Consider the following 14,125-nt stretch of genomic DNA (forward strand, 5'->3'; position numbering starts at 1 on the left):
TTTTACTAGACTATTCAAACAATCGTCATCTATGGCAAGCAACAGCGGATTATACTCTCCCCTTTTTGAGCACGATGCGTGCGGCATTGGTTTCGTAGCCAACATCAAAAGCTACAAATCGCACCAGATTGTTTCCGATGCACTGACCATCCTGGAGAACATGGAGCACCGCGGTGCTTGCGGTTGCGAAAACAATACCGGCGATGGCGCAGGTATTATGATTCAAATGCCGCACGAGTTCTTTTTTGACGAATGCGTGAAACTTGGCGTGCATCTTCCTTCGTTTAAAAAATACGGCGTGGGTGTGCTGTTCTTTCCAAAAGACATTCGCCTGAAAGAAGAATGCCGCAGTGTTTTTAACCGTTGCGCGGAGAAACTCGGCATAGAGGTTTTGGCTTACCGAAAAGTGCCGGTTAATCCCGACAACATCGGCAACAGTGCTTTATCCGTTGAACCTGAAATTGAACACGTATTTGTTGCCTGCCCCGATCACATCACTAATCCAGACGATTTTGAACGCAAACTTTTCCTCTTAAGAAATTATGCAAGCCACACAGTGGCTGATACGGTAAAGAAAGACAGCATTGGTTTTTACATCGCATCCATGTCGTACAAAACCGTTGTGTATAAAGGACAATTAACCAGCGGACAACTTCGCGGTTATTTTCCCGATTTAAGCAACAAACGTTTGGTGTCTGCCTTCGGCTTGGTGCATTCACGCTTCGCAACAAATACCTTCCCTTCGTGGAAGCTAGCGCAGCCTTTCCGTTACATTGCGCACAACGGCGAAATCAACACACTGCAAGGAAATTTAAACTGGCTGAAGACGAGCGAGAAGAATTTTACGTCGCCTTATTTTACCAAAGAAGAAATAGAATTACTTACACCCATCATCACCGCAGGACAATCCGATTCGGCTTGTTTGGATAACATGATTGAACTGCTCACGCTTTGCGGCCGTTCGCTGCCGCACGTGATGATGATGCTGATACCCGAAGCCTGGGACGACAACGATTTGATGGATCCCGTTAAGAAAGCTTTCTACGAGTTTCATGCTTCGTTCATGGAACCTTGGGATGGCCCTGCTTCGATTTCGTTTACCGACGGCAGAATCATCGGCGCGACGCTCGACCGCAACGGCCTTCGTCCTTCGCGCTATTGCGTAACAACGGATGACAGAGTCATCATGGCTTCAGAAACAGGCGCCTTGCCCGTTGACCCCAAACTGGTAAAAGAATACGGACGTTTGCAACCTGGCAAAATGTTCGTGGTTGATCTGGAAGAAGGCCGCATCATTTCCGACGAAGAATTGAAACAAACCATCTGTTCGCAGAAGCCTTACGGGGATTGGCTGAACAAATACAAAATTCGTTTGGAAGAACTGCCCAATCCAAGGGTTACGTTTACCGATTTGGAACACGAGCAGGTATTTAAATACCAAAAAGCTTTTGGCTATACAAAAGAAGACGTAGAGAACATCATTGCCCCAATGGCGCTTGACGGCAAAGAACCCATTGGTTCAATGGGATCGGATGTCCCGCTGGCTGTGTTGAGCGATCAACCGCAACATCTCTCCTACTACTTCAAACAACTTTTTGCACAGGTAACAAATCCGCCCATCGATCCCATTCGCGAACGCATGGTGATGTCGCTGGCAACTTTTGTTGGCAACAACGGAAACTTGTTGGTGGAAGAGCCACTTGCCTGTCACAGCGTGGCCTTGAAACATCCCGTTTTAAGCAACTACGAGTTGGAAAAAATCCGCAGCATTGATACGGGTATTTTTCATGCAAAAACTTTGCAAACTTACTTTAAAGCCGATGGCAAGCCGGGTTCAATGAAGCGTGGCCTGGAACGTCTTTGTCGCTACGCAACCGACGCCGTAGACGATGGCTTTGAGGTCTTGATTTTATCCGACCGTGCCATTGACTCCGAACATGCACCGATTCCTTCGTTATTGGCGACGGCTGCTGTCCATCATCATCTTATTCGCAAAGGCAAGCGTGGACAGGTCGGCATTGTGGTAGAAGCCGGCGACGTATGGGAAGTGCATCACTTCGCTTGTTTGATTGGCTTTGGTGCAACGGCCATCAATCCTTATCTCGCTTTATCAACGTTAAAAGATTTAAAGGTTACGCACCGTGAACTGCCCACGGAAGAAGGCCTGAAAAAGAACTACATCAAGGCAGTGAACGATGGCTTGCTAAAAGTATTTTCCAAAATGGGCATCTCGACCTTGCAATCATATCAAGGCGCCCAAATTTTTGAAATCATCGGCATCAACAAGGCCGTTGTTGACACGTATTTCACCGGTGCCATTTCCCGCATCGAAGGAATGGGTCTGGATGAAATTGCAAAAGAAGCGTTGGCCAAACACAGCTTTGCTTTCAGCAAGCAAAACCTGCCGTTTGAAAGCTTGCCGGTTGGCGGTGTTTATCAATGGAAGCGTCGCGGCGAAGCACACTTGTTTAATCCGCAAACGATTCATTTGTTGCAGTACGCAACAAAGATGAATGACTATGCTACGTTCAAGAAATACACAAAGCTGGTGAACGAGCAGGATGAAAAAGCTGTAACGCTGCGCAGCTTGCTGCAGTTCAAAAAGAATCGTCCTTCCATTTCCGTTGACGAAGTGGAAAGCGTTGAAAGCATTCTCAAACGTTTTGCGACGGGTGCCATGAGTTTTGGTTCCATTTCGCACGAAGCGCATTCCACGCTGGCAATTGCGATGAACCGCATCGGTGCAAAAAGCAATACCGGCGAAGGCGGCGAAGACGAAATGCGTTACGAAGCATTGCCCAACGGCGACAGCATGCGTTCAGCCATCAAGCAAGTTGCATCGGCACGTTTTGGTGTAACAAGCCATTATCTCACCATGGCCGACGAACTCCAAATCAAAATGGCCCAAGGCGCAAAGCCCGGTGAAGGCGGTCAATTGCCCGGTCATAAAGTGGACGAGTGGATTGGCAAGGTGCGACATTCAACGCCGGGTGTTGGTTTGATTTCACCACCGCCGCATCACGACATTTATTCCATTGAAGATTTAGCGCAATTAATATTTGATCTAAAGAATTCAAACCGTGCGGCACGCATCAGTGTAAAGCTGGTTTCGAAGGCCGGTGTGGGAACTATTGCAGCAGGCGTTGCAAAAGCAAAAGCGGATGTGATCCTGATTGCAGGACATGATGGCGGCACAGGCGCATCGCCGCAAAGTTCAATTCGTCACGCAGGATTGCCGTGGGAATTGGGCCTTGCCGAAACGCATCAAACACTTGTGAAGAATCGTTTGCGCAGCCGCGTGGTTGTGCAAACCGACGGACAATTAAGAACCGGTAGAGACATCGCCATTGCAACCTTGTTGGGCGCTGAAGAATGGGGCATTGCAACGGCGGCTTTGGTTGTAGAAGGTTGCATCATGATGCGCAAGTGTCACGAGAATACTTGTCCTGTGGGCATAGCCACGCAAAATCCTGAGTTGCGTGCACGCTTCACCGGCGATGCCGACCATGTGGTGAATTATTTCAAAATGGTTGTGCAAGATCTGCGTGAGATCATGGCTGATTTAGGATTCAGAACCGTTAATGAAATGGTTGGACAGGTTGACTGCCTCGCCGTAAAAGATGACATCAAACATTGGAAATACAGCAAGCTTGACCTCTCTCCTGTTTTGTACAAAGAACCTACTTCGTTGTATACCGGTTTGTACAAACAAGAAGAGCAAGACATGGAATTGCAAAAGGTTTTAGATTGGCAACTGCTCGAAGCGGCAAAGCCTGCACTGGAAGACGTGCAACCGGTTTATGCTTCCTTCCCTATCGTGAATACCGACCGTGCAGTAGGAACAATCTTATCGAACGAAATTTCAAAGAAATACGGTTCGGTGGGATTGCCCAACGACACCATTCATTTTAAGTTTTACGGCACGGCCGGACAAAGTTTTGCGGCCTTTAACACAAAAGGTGTAACGCTTGAACTGGAAGGCGATGCCAATGATTATTTCGGCAAAGGCTTGTCGGGTGCCAGGCTGGTTATTTATCCTTCTGCGCAAGCATGGTTTGTGCCGGAAGAAAACATCATCATCGGCAACGTGGCGTTTTATGGTGCAACTTCTGGCGAAGCTTACATCCGCGGTAAAGCCGGTGAACGTTTTTGCGTACGTAACTCCGGTGTTCACGCTGTAGTGGAAGGCGTTGGCGATCACGGTTGCGAATACATGACCGGTGGACGTGTAGTTGTCTTAGGTGATACCGGAAGAAACTTTGCAGCGGGCATGAGCGGCGGCATTGCCTACGTGTACGACGTAAAAGGAACCTTCGCGCAATTGTGCAATACCGAGATGGTGGACCTTGACCCGGTTGATAGCGGCAGCACAGAAGAATTGCGCAGCATGATTGAAGCGCATTACAACAACACCGGAAGCACCGTTGCGAAATTCATTCTTGATGATTTTGATGCGCAGTTGAAAAACTTCATCAAAGTATTTCCAAGAGATTACAAACGTGTGTTGCAGGCAAGAAATGTTGTGTCAGCCGTACAAGTAAACAAATAGGTTCTATTGATTCAAGGGCGATCTTTCAATTGCTTGTTTTTTCGATTGCTTGCTTTATAAATTGATTGTTCAACCGCGAAAGTCAATAACACAGTGTTCAATAGCGTGATGAACGATGAACGGAGTCTTTCGGCAGGCTCAAGATAAACTCTGCAAGTGTCGCTAAATAGTAGCAACACAGCCGACGAAACAAAAAGAACAAACTACAAACCATAAACGATTTTCATGGGTAAGGTTACAGGTTTCCTTGAGTTCACAAGAGAGCAACCAGCCAAGCGTCCGGTAGGCGAACGTGTGCATGACTACAAAGAATTTGTGGAGCGCTATGGTGATGAGGAATTGAATCATCAAGCCGCCCGTTGCATGGATTGTGGCGTACCGTTTTGCCACAACGGTTGTCCTCTCGGAAACATCATTCCCGAATTCAACGATGCGGTGTACCGGCAAGAGTGGGAAGAAGCGTACCAGATACTTTCTTCTACCAACAACTTCCCGGAATTCACCGGTCGGATTTGTCCGGCGCCCTGCGAAAGTGCCTGTGTACTCGGCATCAATCAACCGCCGGTGACCATTGAAGAAATTGAAAAGCACATCATTGAAATCGCTTTTGATAAAGGCTTTGTAAAACCGCACAAACCGGCCTACCGCACGGGGAAGAAAGTAGCCGTCGTTGGTTCCGGGCCAGCAGGTTTAGCAGCGGCTGCGCAACTCAATTATGCGGGACATTCCGTTACGGTTTTTGAACGCGACGCGAAACCCGGTGGTTTGTTGCGCTACGGCATTCCCGATTTCAAATTGGAGAAATGGGTTATCGAACGCCGCATTGCACTAATGGAAGAAGAAGGCGTTGTTTTTAAGTGCAACGCAAATGTTGGAAAAAATATTTCCATCAATGACGTTCTGCGTGAGTTCAATGTGATTGTGTTGGCAGGTGGTTCTACCATTCCGCGTAACCTGAACATTCCCGGTCGAGAATTGAAAGGCGTTCATTTTGCAATGGAGTTTTTAACGCAGCAGAATCGCAGAGTAAGCAACGAAACATTTACCGAAGAAGACATTTTTGCGACGAATAAAAACGTTGTGGTAATTGGCGGCGGAGACACGGGTAGTGATTGCGTGGGTACTTCAAATCGTCACGGCGCAAAAAGCATCACGCAATTTGAATTGTTGCCTCGTCCGCCGAAAGAAAGAACACAGCACATGCCCTGGCCAACATACCCGATGTTGGAGAAGTTTACTTCTTCGCACGAGGAAGGCGCACACCGTCATTGGGCTATCGCAACAAAAGAATTTTTAGGCGATGCAAATGGAAATCTTCGTGCCTTGAAAGTGGTAGATCTTGAATGGAAAACAACACCGGATGGAAGAACCGCTCAATTCATTGAAGTCGCCGGAAGCGAAAGAGAATTGCCTTGCGAATTGGCTTTACTTGCAATGGGCTTTTTGCATCCGCAACACGAAGGCTTACTTGATGAAATAAGCATTGAACGAGACGAAAGAGGTAATGTGAAAGCTTCGGAAACAAAATACCAAAGCAGCATCGCCAAAATTTTTGCGGCAGGTGATATGCGCCGCGGGCAATCGCTTGTGGTATGGGCCATCAGCGAAGGAAGAGAATGCGCAGTGAAAGTGGATGAGTTTTTAAAAGGCGCCACATCTCTCGAAGCCAAAGACCAGAGTTTGTTGGCAAGACAAGTTCAATACGTTTAAGGCGGCCCATCCCGACCTTCCCGGTGGGAAGGCCATCTGCGCACTGACCTTGCTTTTCAGAATCATTGCATTTTGTTTAGTTACTCTCAAAGCATAGCGCTTGTTGTCTATTTTAGAGGCTTCACACTCTTCCCACCGGGAGAGGCTTTAGCACCAACATACTGCTTCGGAAAAGGTTGACGGGATGGGCCATTACACCGAGTTTCTTCCCGCGTTGATAATGCCGAACGACGTTCGTATCACCAACTTCTCCAAAGTCTCTTTTTGTTCGGCTTTCAAATTTTGCCCGTTACGCAAACAGATCAATGCATACTGTTGAATGGTTGTAAGCGGCAGCACAATGCGTTCGCGCATTTGAATGGAGAGATTGTCAACGGGATAATTCTCCATTAATTCGCTGGCTCCCGTAAGCTTTTGCAAATACTTTTTTGTGCGTTCGTATTCTTCCACAATCAAGGTCCACAACTGCCCGAATTTTTCATCGTTCGCCAGGTAAGCCGTCAGCGGGAAATAACTTTTCTTCATCGCCATTTCGCAGTTGTCAACCAGCGTGCGGAAATAAGCAGAACGGTCGTAAATGTGTTTTATCTCCGCAAACTTTCCTTCCTTGTCTAACGTTTCCAGCGCCGTTCCCAAGCCGTAATAACCCGGCACGTTTTGCTTTATCTGGCTCCACGCTCCCACAAAAGGAATGGCCCGCAAATCGTTTAACGACAAACGCTTTGCACCGCCGCGCTTTGATGGCCGGCTGCTGATGTTCGTCTCGCTGTAATATTTGAGCGGACTGACTTCGGTGAGGTAATCCAAAAAATCGGGATGTTCTTTCAGGTTTTTGTAGGCTTCGTAACTCACGCTGGCCAGCTCCTGCAACGTCTCGGTTTGCGAAGGCTGAAGAAATTTATCGCTCTCGGAAAAAATATCGTTCACAATGCCTGCGTTTAGCAACTGCTCGATGTTGTATTGCGCCGCGCTGATGATGCCGAAGTTGGAGCTCACTGTTTGGCCCTGTATCGTCAACTGAATTTCGTCGGTGGAAATGTTGCGGCCCATGGAAGAATAAAATTTGTGCGTTTTGCCGCCGCCTCTTGCGGGCGGGCCGCCGCGGCCGTCGAAAAAAACAACGCTTACACCGTGGTCGCGGGAGATGCGGGTGAGTTCTGCCTTTGCCTGGTAAATGCTCCAGTTAGCCATCAGGTAACCGCCGTCTTTGGTACCGTCGGAGAAACCTACCATGATGACTTGCTTCATGCCACGGCGCTTCAGGTGTTCTGCGTAGAAGTGATTTGTGTAGAGAGAAGCCATTACACCGGCCGCATTGCGCAAATCATCCACGGTTTCAAATAGGGGAACGATGTCGATGTGAACGTCCTCTTTTTTCCAACCGCGCAACAAAAAGAGCGCATACACTTCCAGCACGTTTAAGGCCGTTTGACTGTGACTGATGATGTAGCGATGGCAGCCCTGCTCACCGTTGATTGTTTGTATTTCTTTGATGACGTCAATGGAAAGAAGCGTGTCTTTTGTAATGCCCTCAAATAAGGCCGGGTCCACGTTGGCCTGAAGATTTTCAATGAGGCCAATTTTTTCTTCTTCAGGCAGGCTTGCGTAATTTTTTAACGCATCTGTTTTTTCAGATACTTCGAGCATCACCGCATCGTGCACACTGCTGTCCTGCCGGATGTCAAGCGTGGCAAAGTGAACGCCGAACACCTGCACTTTGTTAATTAAACTTTCTACCTGCGAAAGAAAAAGGCCATTGTGTTCGTACACCAATATTTCACGAATCTTCAACAAGGGCTGAAGGATGTCCTGCTTTGTAAAATCTTTTCCCGCTGACTGTAAATAATTGTATTGATACAACAAACTTTCCAGTCCGGCAAGAATGGTGTCAACGCCTTTAAACGTCAGTCTTCGTTTCAACCGGCGCACTTCGTAATAATAACTGCGGATGATGGCTGCATGCAAAGCCTGCGCAACCTTGCGGGTAGTGTCCACCGTTACGTTTGGATTGCCGTCTCTGTCGCCGCCGGGCCAAAAACCCATTTTGATCACGGGATTCTTTTCAAAATCTATGTGCGGGAAAGCCGTCTTCACTTCTACCAACACACGGCCAATGGCGTAATAAAAAACGTTTTCCAAATACCAGATCAAACTCACGGCTTCATCGTAAGGCGTGGGCTTTTGTTTTTTGAACAGCGGTGTCTTACCCAACTGCTGTAAATACGTTTGAATGAGAACGGCATCGTTTTCTTTCAACGCCTTTGAAAGGTCGTGAATGATGCCCAAGACCGAACCCGGATAAAACTGTGTCGGGTGCGCCGTCAGCACGATGGAAACCGCAAAATTTTGCAGCTTCCTGGCCAAGGCTTCTTCTTTGTCTTCCTGCACAATTCTTGTTTGCAATTGCTTCAGCGTACCGGTACCGCCAAGGTCGTTTACGTCTTCAAAGGCCGCGTCTTCCACGGCATCAAACAATACCACCTGACGTTCGGCGTATTGCACAAAGCGAAAAAGAAAATCCATTTGTTCGTGCGGGTCTTTCGAGAAGGTGTATTTCTCAAAAAATGTTTCTACAATCTGCGAAGGGCTTAACCGCTTTTTATAACTCTCTTCGCAATGGTTCAAAAAAAGCGAAAGCAGAATGCCCGTTTTTTCGATGCGGTGAAACGGAAGCGAGGTAAACAAACTGTTGTACAACTGAAACTTTGTGCCGACGGTCATTTTAAAATTCTCAAGCCGGCGAAGAGCGAGTGGATCCATGCGAACAAATTTACTTCACGACAGAACGGAAATTGTAATTCGTGCATCATATTTCGTCTCGGATATAATATGACTTTGTCGTCGTGTGAAGGCGTGCAACGGAAAGCGCCTGTGGTTGCGGCTTTGCGGCCAACAGGCTTGTTGGACATCATACAACCGGCTCACATTTCTTTCCCCGATTGAAATTATCCGTTATCTTGCTGGTCTATCACAATCACGTGTCAAACATTTCTCTTCATATCACCTCTTCTTTCGTAGCAATGTCCGCTACAACAACGATTACCATTACAACCCCATAAGGGGTTACTGCATTTATATCGCCACCTGGGCTTACAAGAGCTACACATCAAAAAGGAACCATTTCATTTCTTCAACTTCTTAAAAAATAGAAACCCATGCAGGTTTTAAAGTTTGGCGGAACCTCGGTCGCCAACGCAACAAACATCAAAAAGGTAAAGGCCATCGTTGAGCAAAAAAAAGGCAGTGAAAATCTTGTCGTCGTTGTATCGGCGTTCAGCGGTGTCACCGACAAACTGTTGCAATGCGGAGGCCTGGCGCTCGAGAACAATCCCGAATACGCTTCGCTTCTTCAAGGCTTAACGGCTCAGCACGTGGAAGCCGTGAAAGAATTGTTGCCCGTAACGGCGCAGAGCAGCATCTTAAGTTGGGTGGTGCAACAGTTTCACGAAGTGGAAGACATTTGCAGCGGCATAAAACTGCTCAGCGAATTTTCCGACAAAACCCGCGACCGTCTTGTGAGTTACGGCGAGCTTGTTTCTTCCAAAATCATTTCGGCTTATTTGGCCAGCGAAGCTTTGGACAATGATTGGCTTGATGCCCGTAAACTCATTGTCACCGACGATCATCACACAAAAGCAACGGTGAATTTTGCGGCCACAAAAGAAAAAGTGCAGGCGCGAATTCTTTCCTCAAACAAAAATTTATTTGTAGTTCCCGGCTTTATTGCTGCCGATGAAAAAGGCAACACGACAACGCTTGGACGCGGCGGCTCTGACTACACTGCCGCCATTGTTGGCGCTTGCACCGGCGCTTCTTCTGTTGAAATCTGGACCGATGTTTCGGGCATGATGACCGCAGACCCACGCCTTGTGCCAAATGCAAAACACATCAAAGCCATATCGTACAGCGAAGCCATGGAGCTTTCGCATTTTGGCGCGAAAGTAATCTATCCGCCAACGCTTCAGCCCCTCATGCAGGAAGGCATTCCGGTGTGGATAAAAAACACGTTTGATCCGCAAGACGCAGGCACCATCATCGAAGCGCATTCGCACAAAAACGGCAACAGCACAAGAGGTATTTCAAGTGTGAACGCCATTGCGTTATTGAGTTTAGAAGGCAGCGGCATGGTGGGTATTCCGGGTTTTTCCAAACGCTTGTTTGAAGCCCTTGCGGCCCATCACATCAACGTTATTTTAATTACGCAAGCATCCTCGGAACATTCCATCTGTGTTGGTGTTGAGGAGAAGGCGGCAAGCAAAGCAAAAGATGTTATTGACAAAGCATTTGCGTATGAAATTGAGAGAGGCTTAATTGAGCCTTTGTCCGTTGAAAAAGATTTGGCCATCATCGCACTCGTTGGCGACAACATGAAAAGCCATCAAGGCATCAGCGGAAGAATGTTTGGCGTATTGGGGAGAAACGGTGTAAACATTCGTGCAATCGCACAAGGTTCATCGGAAAGAAATATCTCCGCTGTGATTGTGAAAGATGACATCCGCAAAGCATTAACGGCATTGCACGAAGAGTTTTTTGAAACCACGTACAAGCAAGTCAATCTTTTTGTCGTCGGCACGGGTAACGTTGGCGGAAAACTCCTGGCGCAGCTAAAGCAGCAACAGGAATTTTTACAGGAGAAATCAAACCTGCAAGTACGCATCATTGGTTTAGCGAATAGCCGCAAAATGATTTTTGCAGAAGAAGGAATTGAATCTGCAACTTGGAAAGCACAACTTGATGCCGGCGAGCAAATGGATCTTTCGGCCTTCGTTGAACGCATGAAAGAAAAGAATTTGCGGAATTCTGTTTTCGTTGACATTACCGCCAACGAAAAAGTGGCCAGCGTTTACGAAAGCGTATTTCAAAAAAGCATTTCTGTTGTTGCTTGCAACAAGATCGCAGCCTCCTCTCCTTTTGCCCGCTATAAAAAGTTGAAAGACCTCTGCCACGAATTTGAAGCGGCTTTTCATTTTGAAACCAACGTAGGTGCAAGTTTGCCCATCATTGGAACGTTGAATGATTTGGTGCGCAGCGGCGACAACATCAACCGCATTGAAGCCGTGCTAAGCGGTACGTTGAACTTTGTCTTCAATCATTACGACGGCAAAAAACCGTTTAGTGAAGTGGTGCGGCAGGCGCAAACTGAAGGTTATACAGAACCCGATCCACGCCTTGACTTAAGTGGCACAGACGTAATGCGCAAGATTATGATTTTAGCCCGTGAAGCAGGCGCGCATTTGGAAATGAGTGACATTGCCAATACGCCGTTCATGCCGCCGTCATGCATGGAAGGAAGCGTGGAAGATTTTTACGCGGAGATGTTGAAGCAGGAAGATCATTTCAAAAAGTTATACGAAGCAGCCGCAAGCGAAGGAGCAAAACTGAAATTTGTTGCAACGTTCAAAGACGGCAAAGCTTCTGTTGGTTTAAAGCACATCGACCCAAGCCACGATTTTTATCACTTGTATGGCAAGGATAACATTGTTTCGTTTTACACCGATCGTTATCCCGAACAACCGATGGTGATAAAAGGTGCCGGCGCCGGCGCCGAAGTAACCGCATCCGGTGTATTCGCCGACATTATCAGAGCCGCCAGAATTTAAATGACGCAATGAAAAAAATTAAGATTAAAGCACCGGCGACTGTTGCCAACCTCGTGTGCGGTTTTGATATTCTTGGATTGTGCCTAAGCGAACCATACGATGTTATGGAAGTATCGCTGCTCGACGAAAAGAAAGTTATTATTCACAACGAAGGCAATTCGTCTTTGCCGACGGAACCGCACTTGAACACAGCCGGCGCTCCTTTGCTGGACATGCTGAATGAAATTGACGGTAACATTGGCTTTGACGTCCGCATTCTAAAAAACATAAAGCCCGGTAGCGGCCTGGGCTCAAGTGCTGCAAGCGCAGCCGGTGCAGTCGTTGCAGCCAATCATTTGCTCAATAATAAATTTTCAAAACCCGACCTGGTGCGCTTTGCGATGAGCGGTGAAAAAGTTGCGTCGGGGGTAAAGCATGCTGACAACATTGCGCCGGTAATTTACGGCGGCACAACGTTGATTCGTTGCATCTTTCCGTTGGACATTGTACAAATTCCGGCACCGCAACTTTACATCACCGTTGTACATCCGCAAATTGAAGTACGCACAGCCGATGCACGGCAAATTCTGCGAAAGGAAGTGCAGTTGAAGGACGCCATCAAACAATGGGGGAACATCGCAGGACTTGTTGCCGGCTTAATGAAAAGCGATTATGATTTGATTGGTCGCTCATTGGAAGACACCATCATCGAACCGTTGCGAAGCATTCTTATACCCGAGTTCAGCAAAATAAAAAAACAGTGCATTGAAGCCGGTGCATTGGGTGGTGGCATCTCCGGTTCCGGTCCGTCCATTTTTATGTTGAGCAAAGGCGAAGCCACAGCGAAGGAAGTGGAGAAAATCATGCAGAGAATTTATAACGCTATCTCACTTCATCATTACACGTATGTTACGTCCATCAACACAGAAGGTTGCACCATTCTTTCACAAGACTAAGCACGAAAGCCATGCAATATTTTAGCACGAACAACAAAACCATAAAAGCCGATTTCCGGCAAGCTACTGTTCAGGGTCAGCCGTCAGACAAAGGCTTGTATTTCCCGGAACGCATTCCGCAATTACCGGAAGACTTTATTAAAAACATCAACAACTATTCAAAGGAAGAAATTGCTTTCGAAGTCATTAAGCCTTACGTTGGCAATACGATTGATGACGCCTCGTTAAAGAAGATTGTTGACGAAACGGTATTCTTTGATTTTCCACTCGTGAAAATTTCTGACAGCATCAGCGCATTGGAATTATTTCATGGACCAACGCTTGCTTTTAAAGACGTTGGTGCACGTTTCATGAGCCGCTGCTTGAGTCATTTTGCGAAAGACGAGAAGCGGAGAATCACCGTACTCGTTGCAACATCTGGAGATACCGGTGGTGCAGTTGCGGATGCGTTTTACGGCGTGGAAAATGTTGATGTGGTTATCCTCTACCCTTCTGGGAAAGTGAGTGACGTACAAGAACTGCAATTGACAACGCTTGGGAAAAACATTACGGCTCTTGAAGTTGAGGGAAGCTTCGATGATTGCCAGCGAATGGTGAAAGATGCGTTTGCCGACAAGCGTTTGAACGAACAACTTTATCTCACGTCTGCCAATTCCATCAACGTAGCTCGTTGGTTACCGCAGCAGTTTTATTACTTCTATGCTTATCAACAATGGCAGAACGAAGCTGCGCCGGTTATTTCAGTTCCCAGCGGAAACTTCGGAAACATTTGTGCGGGGTTGATGGCTTATTCGTCCGGTTTACCGGTTCAGCATTTTGTTGCGGCTTGCAATGCGAATGATGTGATACCGCAATATCTCGCTTCAGGAAACTATCAAACGAAGCAAGCGGTGTACACGTTGTCCAATGCGATGGACGTTGCAAATCCAAGCAATTTTGTTCGCATTTTGGAAATCTTCAATCATCAATTGCCTTCGCTTAAAAATGCAATTAGCAGTTACAGCATTTCTGATGAAGAAACGGTTGCTGCTATTAAAGAAGTAAGGTCAAACTATGACTACCTTCTCGATCCGCACGGCGCCGTTGGCTATGTGGCGTTGCGACGTTATTTAAACGAACACGCAGAACAAAAAGGCTATTTGCTGGAAACAGCGCACCCGGTCAAGTTCAACACAGAAGAATTTACTGGATATAAAGTCGAAGTACCTTCTTCAATTCAACATTTGTTAAAGAAGGAAAAGAAAAGTACCAGGATGAAGGCCGATGGAAACGAGCTCAAATCATTTCTACTTGGAGAGAAAAGTCTGGTATAGAATAAAAAACGCTCAGAG

At 47.0% G+C, this 14,125-nt stretch carries 6 protein-coding genes; 5 read left to right on the forward strand and 1 reads right to left on the reverse strand.

The genetic code is table 11. The annotated features are described in order from the left end of the window. Positions 1-31: 31 nt before the first annotated feature. Positions 32-4,549, forward strand: coding sequence for a glutamate synthase large subunit (gene gltB, locus FSB75_RS08360; RefSeq protein WP_146785521.1), 4,518 nt, complete (start codon positions 32-34; stop codon positions 4,547-4,549). A gap of 225 nt (positions 4,550-4,774) precedes the next feature. Next, positions 4,775-6,259, forward strand: a complete 1,485-nt coding sequence (locus tag FSB75_RS08365) for a glutamate synthase subunit beta (RefSeq protein WP_146785524.1) — start codon at positions 4,775-4,777, stop codon at positions 6,257-6,259. A gap of 192 nt (positions 6,260-6,451) precedes the next feature. Here FSB75_RS08365 and FSB75_RS08370 read toward each other — a convergent pair whose 3' ends face one another. Next, positions 6,452-9,019 (reverse strand): phosphoenolpyruvate carboxylase, encoded by a 2,568-nt coding sequence (locus FSB75_RS08370; RefSeq protein WP_146785527.1) that lies wholly within the window; start codon positions 9,017-9,019, stop codon positions 6,452-6,454. Positions 9,020-9,414: 395 nt separating this feature from the next. Between FSB75_RS08370 and thrA the strand changes: the two genes are divergently transcribed. Genes thrA through thrC form a run of 3 tightly spaced genes read left to right on the forward strand, consistent with a single transcriptional unit; the run spans position 9,415 to position 14,107 of the window. After that, positions 9,415-11,859 (forward strand): bifunctional aspartate kinase/homoserine dehydrogenase I, encoded by a 2,445-nt coding sequence (gene thrA, locus FSB75_RS08375; RefSeq protein WP_146785530.1) that lies wholly within the window; start codon positions 9,415-9,417, stop codon positions 11,857-11,859. A gap of 8 nt (positions 11,860-11,867) precedes the next feature. Then, positions 11,868-12,794 (forward strand): homoserine kinase, encoded by a 927-nt coding sequence (locus FSB75_RS08380; RefSeq protein ID WP_146785533.1) that lies wholly within the window; start codon positions 11,868-11,870, stop codon positions 12,792-12,794. A gap of 11 nt (positions 12,795-12,805) precedes the next feature. After that, positions 12,806-14,107 (forward strand): threonine synthase, encoded by a 1,302-nt coding sequence (gene thrC, locus FSB75_RS08385; RefSeq protein WP_146785536.1) that lies wholly within the window; start codon positions 12,806-12,808, stop codon positions 14,105-14,107. The last annotated feature ends 18 nt before the right edge of the window (positions 14,108-14,125 follow it).

It is taken from the genome of Flavisolibacter ginsenosidimutans, assembly GCF_007970805.1.
GTDB lineage: Bacteria > Bacteroidota > Bacteroidia > Chitinophagales > Chitinophagaceae > Flavisolibacter > Flavisolibacter ginsenosidimutans.

Excerpts from the sequence above, each read along its gene's own strand:
- gltB (WP_146785521.1), top strand. The coding sequence starts at position 32 with ATGGCAAGCAACAGCGGATTATACTCTCCCCTTTTTGAGCACGATGCG.
- FSB75_RS08365 (WP_146785524.1), top strand. The coding sequence starts at position 4,775 with ATGGGTAAGGTTACAGGTTTCCTTGAGTTCACAAGAGAGCAACCAGCC.
- FSB75_RS08370 (WP_146785527.1), bottom strand. The coding sequence starts at position 9,019 with ATGGATCCACTCGCTCTTCGCCGGCTTGAGAATTTTAAAATGACCGTC.
- thrA (WP_146785530.1), top strand. The coding sequence starts at position 9,415 with ATGCAGGTTTTAAAGTTTGGCGGAACCTCGGTCGCCAACGCAACAAAC.
- FSB75_RS08380 (WP_146785533.1), top strand. The coding sequence starts at position 11,868 with ATGAAAAAAATTAAGATTAAAGCACCGGCGACTGTTGCCAACCTCGTG.
- thrC (WP_146785536.1), top strand. The coding sequence starts at position 12,806 with ATGCAATATTTTAGCACGAACAACAAAACCATAAAAGCCGATTTCCGG.